Below are 18856 nucleotides of genomic sequence, written 5' to 3' on the forward strand. Positions count from 1 at the left end.
CTGGTGCTCGAAACCGCGCCGGACGGCATCCTCCTCGTCGACAAACCGCAGGGGATCTCCAGCCACCGGGTGGTCTCCATCGCCCGACGGCGCCTCGGCCTGAAGAAAGTCGGCCACGCCGGGACCCTCGACCCCATGGCCACCGGGCTGCTGCTGCTCGGCATCGGGCCATCCACCCGGTTGCTGACGCACCTGGTGGGCCTCGACAAGACCTACACCGCGACCATCCGGCTCGGCGTCTCGACGGACTCCGACGACGCCGACGGCACGCCGACCGCTGCTGTCGGTGTGGCCGCTGCCGACGTCTCGGACGACGCCGTCGAGACCGCCGTCGCAGCACAGCGGGGCGTGATCGACCAGGTCCCGTCCACGGTCAGTGCGATCAAGGTCGACGGGCGCCGCGCCTACGACCTGGCGCGCAAGGGCGAGGCGGTGGAGCTCAAGTCCCGCACGGTGACCGTCTCGCAGTTCGACGTGACGACGCGGAACGAGCGGACCGTCGCCGTCGACGGCACCGACGTCGCCGTGGTGGACCTCGACGTCGTCGTGACCTGCTCGTCGGGCACCTACGTCCGCGCGCTCGCCCGTGACGTCGGCGCTGCCCTCGGCACCGGGGGACACCTCGTCGCGCTCCGGCGGACCCGCGTCGGACCGTTCGACGTGCAGGACGCCATCGACCTCGAGGACGACGCCGTCGACGTCCGCGCCGCGCTCGTACGTCCGGCGGACATCGCCCGGCGACTCTTCTCGTCCGTGACCCTCGACGCAGCCTCGGCGAAGGACCTCACCGACGGCAAGCGCGTCGCGGCCGAGCACCCCGACTCGGACGGTCCGGTGGCAGCGGTCACCGCGTCCGACGACCGGCTGGTCGGCCTCGTCTCCGTCCGCCGTGGGCTGCTCCGGGTCATCACGAACTTCCCGACGCCCGGTGCGTCGTCCTCCTCGCAGACCGGAGCCCGCGCGTGATCGAGTGGTACATGTGGGTGCAGCTGGTGCTCGCCGTCGTGGTGGGGCTCTTCGCGGTCGTCGTGGGGTTCATCGGCTGGAAGCCGAACGACTACACCGTCGGCGCCCTCGTGCTCATCGAACTGCTGCTCCTGGTGCAGGGCGTCATCTCGATCGTGCTGCCGGCGACGGGCAGTCCGCCCGACGGCAACGCGCTCGAGTTCGGGGTGTACGCCGTGTCGGTGCTGCTCGTCCCACCAGCCGCGGTCGTGTGGGCACTGATCGACCGCACGAAGTGGAGCACTGTGGTGCTCGGTGCCGGTGCCTTCACCGTCGCGGTGATGGTCTACCGGATGTACCAGATCTGGTTCGCGCTGAACTGACGCCGGAGGTCATGCGCGGAGCCGCGCGTCGGTAGAATCGGTGCAATGGCGACCAGATCCTCACTCGCGACCGGCATCGGCCGCGTCCTCATCGCCGTGTACGGCATCCTCGCGCTGGCGGCGACCGGACGCAGCGTCGTGCAGATCATCGAGAAGTTCTCGTTCGCACCGTTCGCCTACACGCTCAGTGCCATCGCTGCCGTCGTCTACATCGTCGCGATGATCGCCCTCATCGTGCCCGGTCGGTTCTGGTACCGGGTCGCCTGCGTCACGATCGTGTTCGAGATGACCGGCGTGCTCGTCATCGGCACCCTGTCGCTGTTCGACCGCCAGCTGTTCCCCGACGACACCATCTGGTCGTACTACGGCATGGGCTATGCCTTCGCGCCGCTCGTGCTGCCGATCGCCGGGCTCTGGTGGCTCCGCAAGCACCACCGCACCGCCGTCACCGAGTCGACGGCACCGGCTGCGTCCTCGTCCACCGCCCCGGCGAGCGAGTAGGAGCCACCGTGCAGTTCTACGAGGACACCGCCGACGTGGCGGACGGGTTCGGGCCGAGTGCGGTCACCATCGGCAAGTTCGACGGCGTGCACGTCGGGCACCGAGCCGTCATTGCACACCTCGAGCGTGCCGCCCGCGAGCACGACCTCGTGGCCACCGTGGTCACGTTCGACCGCCACCCGCTCAACGTCATCGACCCGCCGCACGTCCCGCCGGCCCTGACGAGCACCGCGCAGCGCCGCGAACTGCTCGAGGACGCCGGGGTCGACGCCACCCTGCTGCTCCGCTTCGACCAGGAACTGCAGTCGAAGTCGCCCGAGGCCTTCGTGTCCGAGATCCTCGTCGACACCCTGCACGCCCGGCTCGTCTTCGTCGGCAGCGACTTCCGCTTCGGCGCGAAGGGCGCCGGCGACGTCGCGCTGCTGCGTGCCCTGGGGGAGCAGCACGGGTTCACGGTCGAGCTCATCGACGACGTGGACCTGATCGACGACGTCCGACCCGACGGTGAGCGCCGGGTGTCCTCCACCTGGATCCGGGAGCTCCTGGGCCAGGGTCGCGTGGCCGAGGCCGCACGACTCCTCGGGCGGGAGCACGCCGTGCGGAGCGTCGTGGTGCACGGCAACCAGCGCGGCCGGGCGATGGGGTACCCCACCGCGAACCTCGACCCGGCGTGCGAGGGCTTCGTCCCCGCCGACGGCGTCTACGCCGCCCGGGTGCTGCACGACGGCACCGTCTACCCGGCAGCGGTGTCGGTCGGCAACAACCCGACGTTCGAGGGCGTGCCGGCGAAGCAGATCGAGGCGCACCTGCTCGACGTCGACATCGACCTGTACGGCGATCGGATCTCGGTGCTGTTCGTGTCGTACGTGCGCGGCATGGTGAAGTTCTCGTCGATGGACGAGCTCGCCGCGCAGATGCGGCAGGACGACCTCGACATCCGACTGCTGCTCGGATTGCCTGCTCCGGTCTGACCTGCCGGCACGCTGGCCTGGTTCGCCCGCTGGTGCTCCTGGTATGACGACGCCCCCGTGACCGTTCGGTCACGGGGGCGTCGTTCGTGGTGCGGAGGCTCAGCCGCCCAGGGCGTCGAGCCAGATCTTGCGGGCGTCGAGGGCTTCCTGCGCGTCCTTGATCTTCCGGGCGTCGCCGGTGGCCTGCGCCGCGGCGAGCTCGGACTGGAGCTTGCCGATCGCGTCTTCCAGCTGGCTCGCGAGGCCGTTCTGACGGGCCTTGCGCTCCGGGTTCGATTCCTTCCAGTGCGCGTCCTCGAGCCCACGGACGTGGTCCTCGATGGCGCGCAGGCGGTCCTCGACCCGACGGACGTCACCGCGGGGCACCTTGCCGATCTCGTCCCAGCGGCGCTGGATGCCGGTGAGGGTCTTGCGCGCGGCGACCCGGTCGGTCGCCTGCAGGAGCGGCTCGGCCTCGGTCAGCAGGGCCTGCTTCGCCTCGAGGTTGGCGGAGAACTCTTCGTTCTCGGCTGCGCTCTCGGCGTGGCGCTGCTCGAACAGCACGTCCCCGGCGGCCTTGAAGCGCGCCCAGAGTGCGTCGTCGTGCCGCTTGCCGGCACGCCCGGCGTTCTTCCAGTCGTCGAGGAGCTGGCGGTAGTCCGGGATCGCATCGGAGCCGCGGGGTGCGAGGGCCTCGGCCTGCGCCACGAGCTCCTGCTTGCGGGTCCGGGCATCACGGTGCTGTGCGTCCAGCTCGGAGTAGAACGCACGACGGTGCTGGTCGACGGTGGACCGCGCTGCGCGGAACCGCTTCCAGAGGTCGTTGGCCTCGTTCTTGGGGATCCGCGGCCCGTCGTGCTGGTGCTGCTGCCAGCGCGCGAACACGTCGTCGAGCTGCGCCGTGATCTGCTTCCACTGCGCGCGTGCGGGGTCCACCGCGGCGAGTGCCTCGGCTTCCTCGACCAGGGCGGTGCGGTGCGCCAGGGCGTCCTGCAGCGCCTGCTGCGCCTGTTCCGCCTGCTCCTTGGTGAGCGAGCCGAGCTGCTCGGTGAGCGCGCCCACGCGGGTCTCGAGCGACTTGATGTCACCCACCACGCGCGCGTCGGCGACCAGGGCGGTCAGGTGCTCGACCGTCCGGGCGACGTCGTTCGCCGACGCACCGCGCTGGACGCGCTGCTCGGCTATCTTCACCTGCCCCTCGAGGTCGGCGTACTTCCGCGCGAAGTAGGCGAGGGCTTCTTCGGGGGTGGCGTCCGGGTACTCACCGACAGCACGTTCGGTCTCTTCGTACCGGACGTACACGGTCCCGTTCTCGTCGACCCGCCCCCAGGTCGTTGCTTCGTCAGATCCCACAGGTCTCGCCTCGATCGTGGTCGTGCATCGCCGACGTCACCGTCGGCACGGTCAGGTCGTCAGCCTATTGCACGGACGGGCTCCGCCGCCCGACCGGTGCGACGGGTTGTGGACTACTTCTGCTCCGCGATGGTCGCGTCGGTGATCTTCGTCGCCACCTTCGGCTCGCCGGTGCCGTCGCTGCCGGGCGACGCGATGCCCTTCGCGGCGATCTTCGACTCGAGCTCGGACAGCCCGCTCGTGACCTTGCCGACGACCGTGTAGCCGCCCGTCGAGCCGTCGAGCGTGGTGTCCCCGTAGACGATGAAGAACTGCGTCGACTGCGAGTACGGGGAGTCCGACCGTGCGATCGCGATCGTGCCCTTCCCGTAGACGCCGTCTTCCGGCACGTTCTCGAGCGGACCGTACTCGAAGCCGGCGTCGCCGGTGCCGTCGCCGTTCGCGGAGCCGCACTGCAGGAACTTCAGTCCGTCGCTGTCGGCGAGCCGGTGGCAGGTGGTGCCGTTGTAGAACTGCTCGCGGATCAAGGAGATCTCGGCACTCGTGGCCTGCGGCGCCTTCGCGCCGTCCAGCTCGATGCCGAGGTCGATGTCCTTGTTGAGCGTGAGGGTGCCGGTCCAGGTCGCGCCCTTCGCGATCGACTTGCTCGGCACGTCGCCGGTGTTGCCGGCCGTGGCACTGGCCGACGGCGTCGCCGTCGACGACGCGGAGGCGCTCGGGGCCGGGGCGTCCGACCCCCGCGATCCGGCGAAGGCGAGCTGCGACCCGGTGGCGAGGGCCGCGACGAGGACGAGGGCACCGGCGCCGATCAGGTTGTCCCGCACGCGGCGGCGTCGCTGCCGCTCGTGGAGGCCCTGGCGGGCCTGGTAGAGGCGGAGGCGCTCGCGCGCCTCACGGTTGTCACGCGCTGGGTTCTTCGGTGCCACGGTGCTGGTCTGCCCTCTCGTCGCAGTGTGCAACGAGCGTAGCCGAACGGTCGCCGTCACCAGCAGGGAGGCGCGGCCTGCGTCGGTGGACCGGCCTACGATTGCAGGATGGCAGCGGATCGTTCGGGAATGCACGCACCCACGACGGGTGGTCGCGCCGGTCTCGCGCAGGGTTCCGTCCCGCTCGCCGTCCGGATGCGCCCCACCAGCCTCGACGAGGTCGCCGGTCAACAGCACCTGCTCGGCCGGGGTTCGCCCCTGGTGCAGCTCGCCACCGGCACGCGTGAGAACCCCGGCGGGGTCTCCGTGATCCTGTGGGGACCGCCCGGCACTGGCAAGACCACGCTGGCGCAGGCCATAGCACGGCAGTCCGGTCGCGAGTTCGTCGAGCTCTCCGCCGTGACCGCCGGCGTGAAGGACGTGCGCGAGGTCATGGAGAAGGCGCTGACCCACCGCGACCTGTACGGGTCGACCACGGTGCTGTTCCTCGACGAGATCCACCGGTTCAGCAAGGCCCAGCAGGACGCCCTGCTGCCCGGAGTCGAGAACGGGTGGGTCATCCTGATCGCCGCCACCACCGAGAACCCGTCGTTCTCGGTCATCTCGCCCCTGCTGTCCCGCTCACTGCTCCTGACGCTCAAACCGCTCACCGATCCCGACCTCGGCATGCTCGTCGACCGCGCGGTGGAGGACCCCCGCGGGCTCGGCGGTGCCGTCGTCCTCGGCGACGAAGCCCGCAGCGCGATCATCCGCCTCGCGTCCGGTGACGCCCGACGTGCTCTGACGGCGCTCGAGGCCGCGGCGGCGTCGGCCACCGCCGAGCAGGACGAGGACGACGACACCGTGCCCGTCGTCGACGCCGACACCGTCGCGGCTGCGGTCGACCGGGCCCTGCTGCGCTACGACCGACAGGGTGACGAGCACTACGACGTCATCAGCGCCTTCATCAAGTCGGTGCGGGGGAGCGACGTCGACGCCGCCCTGCACTACCTCGCCCGGATGATCGAGGCCGGTGAGGACTCCCGGTTCATCGCGCGGCGGATCATCATCTCCGCGTCCGAGGACATCGGCATGGCGGACCCGCAGGCGCTGCCCATCGCGGTCGCGGCGGCTCAGGCCGTCCAGCTCATCGGGATGCCCGAGGGGCGGATCCCGCTGGCCGAGGCGGTCGTCTACCTGGCGACGGCGCCGAAGTCGAACGCCGCCTACAACGGGGTCAACCAGGCGATGGCCGACGTCAAGGCGGGGCGCATGGGCACGGTCCCGATGCACCTGCGCGACGCGCACTACGCCGGGGCGAAGCGCCTCGGGCACGGCAAGGGGTACGTCTACTCCCACGACGCCGAGCACGGGGTCGCCGAGCAGCAGTACCTGCCGGACGCACTCGAGGGCACCGAGTACTACACGCCGACGGCCAACGGCTACGAGCGCGAGGTCGGGCCGCGGCTCGAACGACTCCGGAAGATCACACGCGGCCACTAGCGTCGGTGCTTCTGCGCCCGCCCCGATGCTGCTAGCATTGCCGGGCCTACGTCCTGGTCCTCGAGCACGGCTGCGTCGAGGACAGAGTGCCACTCCGGTGGTACGGGGGCAGAGGTTCGGACTGTAGCCGTCCGATCCCACAGGCTCATCCCTCTGGATCCCGTCGTCGGGGCCACCGGCACTCGCGTGCCCGGCCTCCGGTGAGTATTCAGTTCGAACAGAGAAAAGGACCCTGTGTCTACCAAGTCACGTACCCGCAGCAAGACCCGCCTGTCGCGCGCACTCGGCATCCCGCTGACGCCGAAGGCTGCCCGTTACCTCGAGAAGCGCCCCTACGGGCCCGGTGAGCACGGCCGTACGCGCCGTCGTGCGGACAGCGACTACGCCGTCCGCCTCCGTGAGAAGCAGCGTCTGCGCGCCCAGTACGGCATCCGCGAGAAGCAGCTCCGCATCGTCTTCGAAGAGGCCCGCAAGACGAAGGGCCTGACCGGTGAGAACCTGGTCGAGCTCCTCGAGCAGCGCCTCGACGCCCTCGTGGTCCGTGCCGGCTTCGCCCGCACCACCGCGCAGGCCCGTCAGCTGATCGTGCACCGCCACATCCTGGTCGACGGCAAGCTCGTCGACCGCCCCTCCTTCCGCGTCAAGGAGGGCCAGCTGATCCACGTCAAGGCGAAGTCCGAGTCGATGGAGCCCTTCCAGGTCGCCGCTGCCGGTGGCCACCAGGAAGTCCTCCCGAAGGTCCCGGGCTACCTCGAGGTCGAGATCGAGAAGCTCCAGGCCCGCCTCGTGCGTCGCCCGAAGCGCGCCGAGGTCCCCGTGACCTGTGAAGTGCAGCTCGTCGTCGAGTACTACGCAGCTCGCTGATCCACTGATCACACCCGAACGGCGGGTCGTCCTCTCGAGGGCGACCCGCCGTTCGGCGTTCCGGCACCGCCTCCGCTTCGCAACACGCCGTCGTCTCCGCGACGCGCCTCCGGGTGCGCGAGACGCCCCCGAGTTCGGCGCCGTCCTGCCGACACGACGGCGTCTTGCGGACGGGGACGCGCGGAAGTGCCCGGCGACTAAGCTTGTCCGGGCATGCACCGCCCGGGTGCACAGAGGGAGAGGCACCGTGAAGCAGCTGTTCTTCGTCGCCGTCGGCATCGTCATCGGGTTCGCCGTCGCACACCGGGTCGCCCAGACCTCCGGTGGCGCCCGGCTCTTCGCCGAGGTGAACGCCAAGACGAAGGCCTTCACGGGAGCCGTCGCGGACGGCTACCGGTCGCGCGAGGCCGAGCTCCGTACCGACGTCTGAGCGCTCCGACCGAGCAGCCACGACCCTCCTCCACCCACGACCTGAACCCAGGAAGCACCATGCAGACCGCAGAGATCCGCCGCCGTTGGCTCCAGTACTTCGGTGACCGCGGCCACACCGTCGTCCCGTCCGCGTCCCTCGTCTCCGACGACCCGTCGCTCCTCTTCACGGTCGCCGGCATGGTGCCGTTCATCCCGTACCTGACCGGTCTCATCCCTGCGCCGTTCCCGCGGGCGACGAGCGTGCAGAAGTGCATCCGCACGAACGACATCGAAGAGGTCGGCAAGACCCCTCGCCACGGCACGTTCTTCCAGATGAACGGGAACTTCTCGTTCGGCGACTACTTCAAGGAGCAGGCGATCCAGTTCGCCTGGGAGTTCCTGACCAAGCCGGAGACCGACGGCGGGCTCGGCTTCTCGCCGGACGACCTCTGGGTCACCGTCTACGAAGAGGACGACGAGGCGATCGGCTTCTGGAAGCAGCACTCCTCGCTGCCCGACGAGCGGATCCAGCGCCTCGGCAAGGACACCAACTACTGGTCGACCGGACAGCCCGGACCGGCGGGTCCCTGCTCGGAGATCTTCTTCGACCGTGGCCCCGAGTACGGCATCGACGGCGGCCCGGCGACGGACGACGACCGGTACGTCGAGATCTGGAACCTCGTCTTCATGCAGTACCAGATCGCCGACGTGCGGTCGAAGTACGACTTCGAGATCACCGGCGAGCTGCCGAACAAGAACATCGACACCGGCATGGGGCTCGAGCGCGTCGCCTTCATCAAGCAGGGCGTCGACAACATGTACGAGATCGACCAGGTGCGCCCGGTGCTCGACCGTGCGGCCGAGATCTCCGGCCGGCGCTACGGTGCCGTGCACGAGGACGACGTGCGGATGCGCGTCATCGCCGACCACGTCCGTTCCTCGCTGATGCTCATCGCCGACGGCGTGAGCCCGTCGAACGAGGGCCGCGGGTACATCCTCCGTCGGCTGCTCCGTCGCACCGTCCGTGCGATGCGCCTGCTCGGTGTCGAGGCCCCCACGTTCCCCGAGCTCTTCCCGGCGTCCCGCGACGCCATGCGCGACGCCTACCCCGAGGTGGCGTCCGACTACGACCGGATCTCCCGCATCGCCTACGCGGAAGAGGAGACCTTCCTCCGCACCCTGGCACAGGGCACGACCATCCTCGACGTCGCCGTCGAGCGCGCGAAGCAGGACGGCGCCCCGTCGATCGGCGGCGACACGGCGTTCCTGCTGCACGACACCTTCGGGTTCCCCATCGACCTGACGATGGAGATGGCCGAGGAAGCCGGCGTCCACGTCGACCGCACGGCGTTCGAGACCCTGATGTCCGAGCAGCGTGCCCGGGCGAAGGCCGACGCGAAGAGCAAGAAGACCGCGATCGCCGACCTGAGCGTGTACAGCGCGTTCCGGGCGAAGGGCGAGACGACGTTCCTCGGCTACGACGCGCTCGAGGCCGAGACGCGCGTGCTCGGCATCATCGTCGGCGGTGTGAGCGTCGACCGTGCGGTCGCCGGTGACATCGCCGAGGTGATCCTCGGCGAGACCTCCCTGTACGCCGAGTCGGGCGGCCAGGACGCCGACCAGGGCTCGATCGTCGGCAACGGGTTCGACCTCGAGGTCCTCGACGTCCAGCGACCGGTCTCCGGGCTCTGGAGCCACACCGTGCAGGTCCGCTCCGGTGAGGTCGGCGTCGGCGACGCCGCGAGCACCGTCGTCGACGCGGAGTACCGCCGCGGTGCGACCCAGGCGCACTCCGCGACGCACCTGGTCAACGCGGCCCTCCGCGACATCCTCGGGCCGGAGGCGCTGCAGGCCGGTTCGTACAACAAGTCCGGCTACATGCGCCTCGACTTCTCGTGGTCGCAGCCGGTCTCGCTCGAGACACGCTCCGAGATCGAGGAGGTCGTGAACACCGCGATCCGCACCGACCTCGAGGTCTCCACGCGCATCCTGCCCATCGACGAGGCGAAGGCCCTCGGGGCACAGGCCCTGTTCGGTGAGAAGTACGGCGCCGAGGTCCGCATGGTCGACATCGGCGGCCCGTGGTCCCGCGAGCTCTGCGGTGGCACGCACGTCGCCTCGAGCGCGCAGATCGGGCTCGTCAACCTGGTGGGGGAGTCGAGCGTCGGTTCGACCAACCGCCGCGTCGAGGCACTGGTCGGGCTCGAGGGGTTCCGCGACCTCGCCGTCGAACGCACGATCGTGTCGCAGCTCTCCAGCGCGCTCAAGGCACCCCGGGCCGACCTGCCGGCCCGCGTCCAGAACCTGATGGAGGACCTCCGGTCCGCCCAGAAGAAGCTCGCCGAGTACGAGTCGGCCAACCTGCAGCAGCGCGTGCCCGCCATCGCCCGCAACGCCACGACCGTCGGTGCCACCACGGTGGTCGCCGAGACGGTCGACGGCCTGCAGTCCGGCGACGACCTGCGCTCGCTCGCCACCGGCGTGCGGGGCCAGCTCGGTGACGGCGCGGCCGTGGTCGTGCTCGGGGCGGTCGTCGGTGGCAAGCCGATCGTGATCGTCGCGACCAACGACGCCGCTCGTGCTGCGGGCGTGCAGGCGGGCCCCCTCGCGAAGGAGGCCGCCGGCGTGCTCGGTGGCGGTGGCGGCGGCAAGCCGGACCTGGCGCAGGGCGGCGGGACCGACGCGGCCGCGCTCCCCGCGGCGCTGCGTGCCGTGACCGCACGGCTCGCGGGCTGACCGTGGACATCCGGTCCGGGCGTCGCCTCGGCGTGGACGTCGGACGCGCCCGGATCGGGGTCGCCGTGTGCGACTGCGACGGCCTGCTGGCGACGCCGGTCGAGACCGTCCGTCGTGACGACTCGACGGACCTCCGGCGGATCCTCGAGCTCGCGGACGAGTACGACGTGCTCGAGGTCGTCGTCGGGCTGCCCCTGTCGATGTCGGGTGGGGACACGGCCTCCACCGAGGACGCCCGTGTCTTCGCCGCCCGGATCGCGACGCGTCGGCCGGTGCGCCTGGTCGACGAACGACTGTCGACCGTGACGGCCCAGCGGGGGCTGCACCAGGCCGGCAAGAACACGAAGAAGTCCCGGGCCGTGATCGACCAAGCAGCCGCTGTTATCATTCTGCAACACGCGCTCGACCACGAGCGCAGTGCCGGTGCCCCTCCGGGCGCCACGCTTCCCTGACAGGGCTGCCCGGTACCGCACATGGGTGCTCTCGTCGTCAGCTGCGAGGACGACGGTGCCCAGGTGGAGTTCCCGACCGAGAGACCGAGGACGTTGGCAGACGATCTGGACTGGAACGCGATCATCGCGCCCGGCAACGACGCCGAGCGGCGGAAGGCGACTTCCGACCGCACGACAGGCACCGATGACCGCGACGACGCTGGTCAGGTGACCCCGCCGCCGCCGATGTCCCGACGTGAAGCCCGAGCCCTCGAGGCCGAACGAGCCCGCGTCGCAGCGACCGACGAGTCGCCGGTCCCCGAGCGGACCACCGATTCCCCGCCAGCCGCACGCGACGAACGCCCCGCGTCACCCGCCGACGCGCCGATCGCCACCCGCCCCGAAGACCTGCACCCCGAGGTCGCCGCACTGCTGACCGGCGAGCTGCCGACCGAGCCCGCGGCGACCGCTGCGGGCGGCGGATCCGGGGCCGGCGGGACGGACGACGGTGACGTGACCGGCGGCGGTGGCGCCGCGGGAGGCGGTGGCCGCGGGGGACGAGGCGGGGGAGGACGCGCCTCCAGGCCGCCCCGGGAGCCACGGCCGAAGCGCCGACGCGGACCGCTCGTCGCCGGACTCGTCATCGTCGCGGTGGTGCTCGCCGCCGGCGTCGGGGCGTACACCTTCGCCGCCCCCAAGATCCAGCAGCTCATCGCGGCGATCAGCGGCGCCCAGGAGCCCGACGACTACACCGGCGACGGCACCTCGAAGGTGACCATCACCATCAAGCAGGGCGACATCGGCGAGAACGTCGCCGCGACGCTGCAGCGCAGCGGCGTCGTCAAGGACTCGAAGGTGTTCTACAAGCTCCTGCTGGCCTCGCCGGACGTGCAGTTCCAGCCGGGTTCGTACGCGCTGAAGAAGCAGATGAGCTCGAAGTCCGCGCTCGCGGCACTGCAGGACACGAAGAACCGCGTGCAGGCGTCGATCATCATCCCGGAGGGCACCGCACTCGCCGACATCGAGGCCGGGATGGTCTCGAAGGCCGGCCTGACCAAGCAGGAGGTCGACGCGGCCGCGAAGGACCTGTCGGCCTACGACCTGCCGTCCGGCGTCACGACGCTCGAGGGCTGGCTCTTCCCCGCGACCTACCCGATCAACCCGGGCTGGACCGCCGAGCAGTACTTCAAGTCGATGGTCGACACCATGAAGGAGCGCCTGTCCGCCGCCGGCGTCAAGGAGGCCGACCAGGAGCGCACCATCGTCTTCGCGTCGCTGGTGCAGAAGGAAGCCGGCCTCGCGGCCGACTACCCGAAGGTCGCCCGGGTGTTCCAGAACCGCCTCGACCAGGGCATGCGCCTGCAGTCCGACGCCACCGTCGCCTACGGCACGGGCAACACGCACACCGTGACGACGACCGACGCCGAACGGGCCGACGAGTCGAACGCGTACAACACGTACGTGCACGAGGGGCTGCCGCCGGCACCGATCTCGAACCCCGGTGACATCGCGATCAAGGCCGTGACGAACGAGGCCCCGGGCAAGTGGCTGTACTTCGTGACGGTGAACCTGGAAACCGGCGAGACGGTGTTCTCGAACACCTACGACGAGCACCTCGTCGCGGTGAAGCAGTTCCAGGCGTGGCTCCGGGCGCACCCCGACTACCAGTAGGACGGCGACGTCGCACGGCGGTGCGCTGTGGGAGGATTGCCGCATGCTTCGTTGGTTGACTGCTGGTGAGTCCCACGGACCCGAACTGATCGCCATGCTCGAGGGCCTGCCCGCGGGTGTCCCGGTGTCGTTCGAGTCCATCCGTGCCGATCTCGCGCGCCGCAAGCTCGGCTACGGCCGTGGCTCGCGGATGAAGTTCGAGCAGGACGAGCTGCACGTGTCCGGCGGCGTCCGGCACGGCTACTCGCTCGGCAGCCCCATCGCGATCCGCATCGGCAACACCGAGTGGCCGAAGTGGGTCGAGGTCATGAACCCCGAGCCGATCGAGTCGACCGAGATGTCCCGCGGGCGGAGCGCCCCGCTGACCCGACCGCGTCCGGGTCACGCCGACCTGGTCGGCATGCAGAAGTACGGCTTCGACGAGGCCCGCCCGATCCTGGAGCGTGCGAGCGCCCGCGAGACCGCTGCCCGTGTGGCGCTCGGCGCCGTCGCGAAGTCGTTCCTGGCCGAACTCGGCATCCGCTCGGTGGCGCACACGCTGCAGGTCGGGACCGTCCGGGTCCCGGACGGCACGGAGCTGCCGCTGCCCGACGACGTGGACCGCCTCGACGAGGACCAGCTGCGCTGCTTCGACCCCGAGACCTCGGCACGGATGGTCACCGAGGTCGAGGCCGCGAAGAAGGACGGCGACACCCTCGGCGGCGTCGTCGAGGTGCTGTTCTACGGCGTCCCGCCGGGCCTCGGCTCGCACGTGCACTGGGACCGCCGGCTCGATGCCCGCCTTGCCGCGGCGATCATGGGGATCCAGGCCATCAAGGGCGTCGAGGTCGGCGACGGCTTCGCGACCGCCGGGCGCCGGGGCTCCGCCGCCCACGACGAGCTGTACCGCGAGGACGGCGAGATCTACCGCACGAGCGACCGCGCCGGTGGGACCGAGGGCGGGATGTCCACGGGCACCGTGCTGCGGGTCCGCGCCGGCATGAAGCCGATCGCGACCATCCCGCACGCCCTGCACACCGTGGACGTCGTCTCCGGTGAGGACGCCTCGGCGCACCACCAGCGCTCGGACGTCTGTGCCGTGCCCGCGGCGGGCGTCGTCGCCGAGGCGATGGTGGCCCTGGTGCTCGCCGACGCGGTGCTCGAGAAGTTCGGCGGCGACAACGTCGTCGAGACGAAGCGCAACCTCGACGCCTACCTCGCGGCGATCCCGGAGACCCTGCGGACGCGCCGGACCGAACCGTCGGCGACCTCGACCGACCTGTGAGCACCGACGTCCGACGCGCCGACGCGCCCGTGGTCGTCATCGGCCCGATGGGCGCCGGCAAGTCGAGCGTCGGCAAGCGGGTGGCGAAGGCCCTCGGCGTCCCGTTCACGGACACCGACCGGGTCATCGTGCGCGAGCACGGACCGATCCCCGGGATCTTCGCCGACCGCGGTGAGCCGGCGTTCCGCGCCCTCGAAGCCGAGGCCGTCCGGGCAGCGCTCGCCACCGGCGGCGTGATCGCCGTGGGCGGGGGAGCCGTCACCCACGCGGACACCCGGCAGGCCCTGGGCGGGGCGCGCATCGTCCTGCTCACCGTGTCGCCCGAGGCCGTCGCCGACCGCATCGCCGGGTCCGACCGGCCCCTGCTGGCGAACGGCGGGATCGACGCCTGGCAGACGATCATGGACGAGCGGGCCGCCACCTACGCCGAGCTCGCGCACGTCGTGGTCGACACGTCCCGCCGGCCGATGTCCCGCGTGGTCGACGAGGTCGTCACGTGGCTGCGCAGCGACGCCGGCACCACCGAGCGCAGCGACGCAGGCACCACCGAGCGCAGCGACGCCGGCACCACCGAGCGCAGCGACGCCGGCACCACCGAGCGCAGCGGCACCACCGCCGCGCCCGGCAGCACGACCAGCAGCACCACCAGCACCACCAGCACCGAAGGAGCACCGTGACCGAGTCGACCCTGCCCGCCGGGACCACCGAGATCCGGGTCGGCGGTGACGACGGCTACACGGTGGCCGTCGGTACGGACCTGCTCGGCGCCCTGCCCGCGATCCTGGGCCCGCGTGTCGCCAAGGTCCTCATCGTGCACTCGCCGACGCTCGGTGCCCGGGCGAACGAGCTCCGGGCGCTGCTGGTCGAGGCCGGGCTCGAAGCCCTGATCGCCGAGGTCCCCGATGCCGAGGGCGCCAAGCGCGTCGAGGTCGCGGCGTTCTGCTGGCAGATCATGGGGCAGGCCGACTTCACCCGCACCGACGCGGTCATCGGCCTCGGTGGCGGTGCCGTCACCGACCTGGCCGGCTTCGTCGCCGCGACCTGGCTGCGCGGTGTGCCGTACGTGGCCGTCCCGACCAGCGTGCTCGGCATGGTGGACGCCAGCGTCGGCGGGAAGACGGGCATCAACACGAACGAGGGCAAGAACCTGGTCGGCGCTTTCTACGCCCCCCGCGCCGTCGTCGTGGACCTCGACCTCGCCCGCACGCTGCCGCGCAACGAGATCCTGACCGGCTTCGCGGAGATCGTGAAGGCGGGGTTCATCGCCGTGCCCGAGATCCTGGACATCGTCGAGGCCGACGTCGACCGGGTGACCGACCCGACGACGCCGGAGTTCCGGCGGGTCGTCGAGCTCGCCATCGCGCTCAAGGCCGAGGTCGTCTCGGACGACTTCACCGAGCAGGGCCGACGCGAGATCCTGAACTACGGACACACCCTCGGGCACGCGATCGAGCACGCCGAGCGGTACCAGTGGCGCCACGGGGCGGCGGTGTCGGTCGGCATGGTGTTCGCCGCCGAACTCGCCCGACTCACCGGCCACCTGGACGACGCCACGGTCGACCGGCACCGGGCGATCCTCGAGTCGCTCGACCTGCCGACCTCGTACGGTGTCGGTCGGTGGCAGGGGCTGCTCGCCACGATGCGTCGCGACAAGAAGGCCCGTGCCGGCATGCTGCGGTTCATCATCCTGGACGGCGTCGGCAAGCCCGTCGTGCTCGAGGGCCCCGAGGACCACCTGCTCTTCACCGCCTACCAGGAGGTCGGCGTCTAGCCACGCCGGTCAGCGCAGGGCCCGTCGCGTCCTGCGCCACCACCAGGTGACACGCGTCGAGACGGTGACCCAGGTGAACCGATGCCAGGCCTCCCGTCGAACCGGCTGAAGACGGCCGCGACGATCGCCGCTCCGGCGGCGATGCACGCCGCGATCGCTGCTGTCTCCCCGGCACGAGTGTCCGCTCCATGACCGAGCCCCGCGCCGGGCCCGCGCCGACCTGTGGAAGCCGAGCCGGGCCTCCAGGCTGTGGAGGAGGACAGAGCGACGCGACGGACCGGGCCACCCGCACGCTGCGGACCCAGCACCGGGGAGCAGACTGGCGGGCGTGCCCACCCCACCCCGACTGAGCGACCTCTCCGGCCCGCGCGATGCCGACACCGGCAATCTGCGCTCCCGTGGTCGACGCTTCACCGAACCCCTCTCGATCGCCCGCCGCCACCACCTGGTGCCGTTCCGTCGTCTCGACTTCTCGCACGACCCGGCCACCTCGGACCTGCGTCGCGACCAGGCCGAGCACCTGCGCCGGGCGCTCGAGGAAGCCGGTGGCGGGTTCGTGAAGATGGGCCAGCTGCTCTCCACCCGCGACGACCTGTTGCCCGAGGAGTGGACCGAGGGACTCGCACACCTGCAGCGGAACGTCACGGCGGCGCCGGCGGACGAGGTCCGTGCGCTCCTCGAGCAGGAGCTCGGTGCTCCGGTCGACCAGGTCTTCGCGACCTTCGACCCGGTGCCCGTCGCAGCGGCGTCCATCGCGCAGGTACACCGCGCCCGGCTGCCCGACGGCACCGCGGTCGCCGTGAAGGTGCAGCGGCCGGGGATCGACGCCGCGGTGCGCCGCGACGTCGACATCGCGCTGCGGGTCGTCCGGTTCATGGCTCGGTGGTCGACCGAGGCGCGGCAGGTCGGGGTGCAGGACATCGCCGGCCAGTACGCGGACGACCTGATCCGGCAGGTCGACTTCGTCTCCGAGCTCCGGAACCTCACGGCGCTGCGTGCGGCCCAGGCCCGCAGCGCGCGTCCGGACGAGGTCCGGTTCCCGGACCCCTACCCGGACCTGTCCGGCCGGCGTGTGCTCGTGATGGAGTTCCTGGAGGGCGACACCCTCAGCGCGATCCGCGCCGAGCGTTCCGAGCGCGACCTCGACGCGCCGATGCGCGCGATCCTCCGCGCCTTCCTGCGCCAGGTCGTCTTCGACGGCCTGTACCACGCGGACCTGCACCCGGGGAACGTCCTGGTGCTGCCCGACGGGCGGCCCGCGTTGATCGACTTCGGATCGGTCGGGAGGCTCGACCCGGGTCTCCGGGACACGGTCCAGGACCTGTTGGCCGCCTACCTGCAGGACGACACGTCGCGGATCGCCGATGCGGTCCTGCGGATGGCACCCGTGCGCGATGCGCACGACGAGCCCGACTTCCGTCGGGACATCGCCCGCTTCGTCGCGGACGAGCTCGGCCCGGGTGCGCGCATCGGTGTCGACACCGTGGACGACGCGGTCGAGGTCTTCGGGCGGTACCGGTTGAAGCCGCCGCCGGACTTCGTCGCCGCGGCCCGTGCCCTGGCCATCTTCGAGGGCACCCTCCGCACGCTCGCACCGTCGTTCGACCTGCTCGAGGAGTCCCGCGGACTCGCCCGGGAGCAGATCACCGACCAGCTCCGGCCGGGCAAGCTCCGCGACCTCGCGGCGAAGGAACTGCTCGGCGTCGTGTCGGCCGCCCGTCGCCTGCCCCGCCGGGTGGACCGCATCGGCGAGGCGATCGAGACCGGACGGTTCACGGTGAACATCCGGCTCTTCGCGGACAGCCGCGACCGGCAGCTCGTGTCCGGCATGATCCGGCGCATCCTGCTCGTGCTGCTCGGCGCGGGGGCGGGGATCCTGGCGATCGTCTACCTGGCGCTGCCGGCGCGACCGACGGCGGCCCTGTCCACCGGGGTCGCGGGCGGGTTGCTCGGGGGAGCGGCGGTGGTGCTGCTCGGCTGGGCGGCGATCGACGCCTGGCTCGCCCGACGGCGGCGTTGACCGCGGCGCGCACCGCTCCGGCCGCCGGGCGGGCGTCCGCTACACTCGTCCGGGGCCGTCCGCGGCCCGAGGACACTTCACAACACGACCGAACGGGACACCGACGACTCATGGCCAGTACCACAGACATCAAGAACGGCGCCGTTCTCATCATCGACGGCCAGCTGTGGTCGGTCGTCGAGTTCCAGCACGTCAAGCCGGGCAAGGGCGGCGCGTTCGTCCGCACGAAGCTCAAGAACGTCGTCTCCGGCAAGGTCGTCGACCGCACGTTCAACGCCGGCGCGAAGATCGACACCGCGACCGTCGACCGTCGTGACTACCAGTTCCTCTACGAGGACGGCGACTCCTACGTGTTCATGGACACCGACACGTACGACCAGATCCCGGTCTCCGCGACCGTGGTCGGCGACGCCAAGAACTACCTGCTCGAGTCCGCGATGGTCACCATCGCGATGAACGAGGGCAACCCGCTGTACGTCGAGCTCCCGACGTCGATCGTGACCGAGGTCGAGACCGAGCCCGGCCTGCAGGGTGACCGTTCCTCCGGTGGCACCAAGGACGCGACCATCATCGCGACCGGCCACCGCATCCAGGTCCCGCTGTACCTGGAGAGCGGCACCCTGGTGAAGATCGACACGCGCGACGGCAGCTTCCTCGGCCGCGTCAACTCCTAGGCGCTGACCGTATGAGTGCTCGTTCGAAGGCCCGCAAGCGCGCCCTCGACATGCTGTACGTGGCCGAGGTGCGCGAGCTGCCGATCGCGGACGTGCTCGCCACTGAGACGGTCAGGCACCTGGACCAGCCGGAGCGAGCCTCCAGCTGGGACTACGCGCGCCAGATCGTCACCGGTTTCGACGATGCCCGTCACGAGATCGACTCCGTCATCGTCGACCACGCCCAGGGCTGGTCGATCGCCCGGATGCCGGTCCTCGACCGCTGCATCCTGCGGATGGCCGTCTGGGAGCTCCGGTTCAACCCGGAGGTCCCCGACGCCGTCGCCATCGCCGAGGCGGTCGAGCTCGCGCAGTCGCTGTCCACCGAGGACTCGGCGGGCTTCGTCAACGGCGTGCTCGGGGCCGTCGCCGGCGGTCGCGCACCGTCCGGTCGGACGGTCGCAGGAGACCAGGAGTCCCGGTAGGGTTGACCAC

18 protein-coding genes are annotated in these 18856 nt (G+C 70.9%); 16 read left to right on the forward strand and 2 right to left on the reverse strand.

What is annotated here, in order from left to right; translation table 11 throughout:
* Positions 1-3 precede the first annotated feature (3 nt).
* The 4 genes from truB to DEJ00_RS03120 are packed head-to-tail and all read left to right on the forward strand — an operon-like array spanning position 4 to position 2800.
* Positions 4-966, forward strand: coding sequence for a tRNA pseudouridine(55) synthase TruB (gene truB / locus DEJ00_RS03105; RefSeq protein WP_111056389.1), 963 nt, complete (start codon positions 4-6; stop codon positions 964-966).
* Positions 963-1328, forward strand: coding sequence for a hypothetical protein (locus DEJ00_RS03110; protein ID WP_071244774.1), 366 nt, complete (start codon positions 963-965; stop codon positions 1326-1328). The genes truB and DEJ00_RS03110 overlap by 4 nt, the downstream gene beginning before the upstream one ends.
* 45 nt (positions 1329-1373) lie before the next feature.
* On the forward strand, positions 1374-1829 hold the full coding sequence (locus DEJ00_RS03115; RefSeq protein ID WP_027465756.1) for a hypothetical protein: 456 nt from the start codon (positions 1374-1376) through the stop codon (positions 1827-1829).
* Positions 1830-1837: 8 nt separating this feature from the next.
* Positions 1838-2800: a bifunctional riboflavin kinase/FAD synthetase gene (locus DEJ00_RS03120; RefSeq protein ID WP_111056390.1), complete on the forward strand. Its 963-nt coding sequence runs from the start codon at positions 1838-1840 to the stop codon at positions 2798-2800.
* A gap of 99 nt (positions 2801-2899) precedes the next feature.
* Here the strand turns inward: DEJ00_RS03120 and DEJ00_RS03125 are convergent, their stop codons facing one another.
* Together DEJ00_RS03125 and DEJ00_RS03130 are read right to left on the reverse strand one after the other, a co-directional pair.
* Entirely contained in the window at positions 2900-4132 is a 1233-nt protein-coding gene (locus tag DEJ00_RS03125) for a DUF349 domain-containing protein (protein ID WP_173034022.1), read from the reverse strand.
* 113 nt (positions 4133-4245) lie between these two features.
* Positions 4246-5058, reverse strand: a complete 813-nt coding sequence (locus DEJ00_RS03130; RefSeq protein ID WP_027465753.1) for a peptidylprolyl isomerase — start codon at positions 5056-5058, stop codon at positions 4246-4248.
* 129 nt (positions 5059-5187) lie between these two features.
* Between DEJ00_RS03130 and DEJ00_RS03135 the strand changes: the two genes are divergently transcribed.
* The 12 genes from DEJ00_RS03135 to nusB all read left to right on the forward strand — a co-directional run bounded on the left by DEJ00_RS03135 (position 5188) and on the right by nusB (position 18846).
* The gene (locus tag DEJ00_RS03135; RefSeq protein WP_111056391.1) at positions 5188-6540 is read left to right on the forward strand and encodes a replication-associated recombination protein A; all 1353 of its coding nucleotides are present in this window, start codon (positions 5188-5190) and stop codon (positions 6538-6540) included.
* A 234-nt stretch (positions 6541-6774) separates the two neighbouring features.
* Entirely contained in the window at positions 6775-7404 is a 630-nt protein-coding gene (gene rpsD / locus DEJ00_RS03140; RefSeq protein ID WP_017887166.1) for a 30S ribosomal protein S4, read from the forward strand.
* A gap of 247 nt (positions 7405-7651) precedes the next feature.
* On the forward strand, positions 7652-7834 hold the full coding sequence (locus tag DEJ00_RS03145) for a hypothetical protein (RefSeq protein WP_027465751.1): 183 nt from the start codon (positions 7652-7654) through the stop codon (positions 7832-7834).
* Between the two features lie 59 nt (positions 7835-7893).
* Positions 7894-10551 carry an alanine--tRNA ligase gene (gene alaS / locus DEJ00_RS03150; protein WP_111023067.1) on the forward strand — a complete coding sequence of 886 codons (2658 nt, stop codon included), beginning with the start codon at positions 7894-7896 and terminating at the stop codon, positions 10549-10551.
* A gap of 8 nt (positions 10552-10559) precedes the next feature.
* Positions 10560-11003: a Holliday junction resolvase RuvX gene (gene ruvX, locus DEJ00_RS03155; RefSeq protein WP_181440079.1), complete on the forward strand. Its 444-nt coding sequence runs from the start codon at positions 10560-10562 to the stop codon at positions 11001-11003.
* Positions 11004-11096: 93 nt separating this feature from the next.
* Complete coding sequence (mltG, locus tag DEJ00_RS03160; protein ID WP_258373513.1) at positions 11097-12653, forward strand: endolytic transglycosylase MltG; 1557 nt, start codon at positions 11097-11099, stop codon at positions 12651-12653.
* A 43-nt stretch (positions 12654-12696) separates the two neighbouring features.
* Positions 12697-13917: a chorismate synthase gene (gene aroC / locus DEJ00_RS03165; RefSeq protein WP_027465748.1), complete on the forward strand. Its 1221-nt coding sequence runs from the start codon at positions 12697-12699 to the stop codon at positions 13915-13917.
* Positions 13914-14594: a shikimate kinase gene (locus DEJ00_RS03170; RefSeq protein WP_111056393.1), complete on the forward strand. Its 681-nt coding sequence runs from the start codon at positions 13914-13916 to the stop codon at positions 14592-14594. The genes aroC and DEJ00_RS03170 overlap by 4 nt, the downstream gene beginning before the upstream one ends.
* Entirely contained in the window at positions 14591-15688 is a 1098-nt protein-coding gene (gene aroB, locus DEJ00_RS03175; protein WP_027465746.1) for a 3-dehydroquinate synthase, read from the forward strand. Before DEJ00_RS03170 ends, aroB begins: the two co-directional genes overlap by 4 nt.
* Positions 15689-16016: 328 nt before the next feature.
* Complete coding sequence (locus DEJ00_RS03180; protein WP_111056394.1) at positions 16017-17708, forward strand: AarF/ABC1/UbiB kinase family protein; 1692 nt, start codon at positions 16017-16019, stop codon at positions 17706-17708.
* Positions 17709-17818: 110 nt separating this feature from the next.
* Positions 17819-18382, forward strand: coding sequence for an elongation factor P (gene efp, locus DEJ00_RS03185; RefSeq protein ID WP_027465745.1), 564 nt, complete (start codon positions 17819-17821; stop codon positions 18380-18382).
* Positions 18383-18393: 11 nt separating this feature from the next.
* The gene (gene nusB / locus DEJ00_RS03190; RefSeq protein WP_111056395.1) at positions 18394-18846 is read left to right on the forward strand and encodes a transcription antitermination factor NusB; all 453 of its coding nucleotides are present in this window, start codon (positions 18394-18396) and stop codon (positions 18844-18846) included.
* Positions 18847-18856 lie beyond the last annotated feature (10 nt).

Origin of the sequence: Curtobacterium sp. MCLR17_039 (genome assembly GCF_003234745.1) — a bacterium.
In the GTDB taxonomy this organism is placed as follows: domain Bacteria; phylum Actinomycetota; class Actinomycetes; order Actinomycetales; family Microbacteriaceae; genus Curtobacterium; species Curtobacterium flaccumfaciens.

Bases quoted from the DNA above. Each gene is read 5' to 3' on its own strand.
- efp (WP_027465745.1), top strand. From the start codon at position 17,819: ATGGCCAGTACCACAGACATCAAGAACGGCGCCGTTCTCATCATCGAC.
- aroC (WP_027465748.1), top strand. From the start codon at position 12,697: ATGCTTCGTTGGTTGACTGCTGGTGAGTCCCACGGACCCGAACTGATC.
- nusB (WP_111056395.1), top strand. From the start codon at position 18,394: ATGAGTGCTCGTTCGAAGGCCCGCAAGCGCGCCCTCGACATGCTGTAC.
- DEJ00_RS03115 (WP_027465756.1), top strand. From the start codon at position 1,374: ATGGCGACCAGATCCTCACTCGCGACCGGCATCGGCCGCGTCCTCATC.
- alaS (WP_111023067.1), top strand. From the start codon at position 7,894: ATGCAGACCGCAGAGATCCGCCGCCGTTGGCTCCAGTACTTCGGTGAC.
- DEJ00_RS03135 (WP_111056391.1), top strand. From the start codon at position 5,188: ATGCACGCACCCACGACGGGTGGTCGCGCCGGTCTCGCGCAGGGTTCC.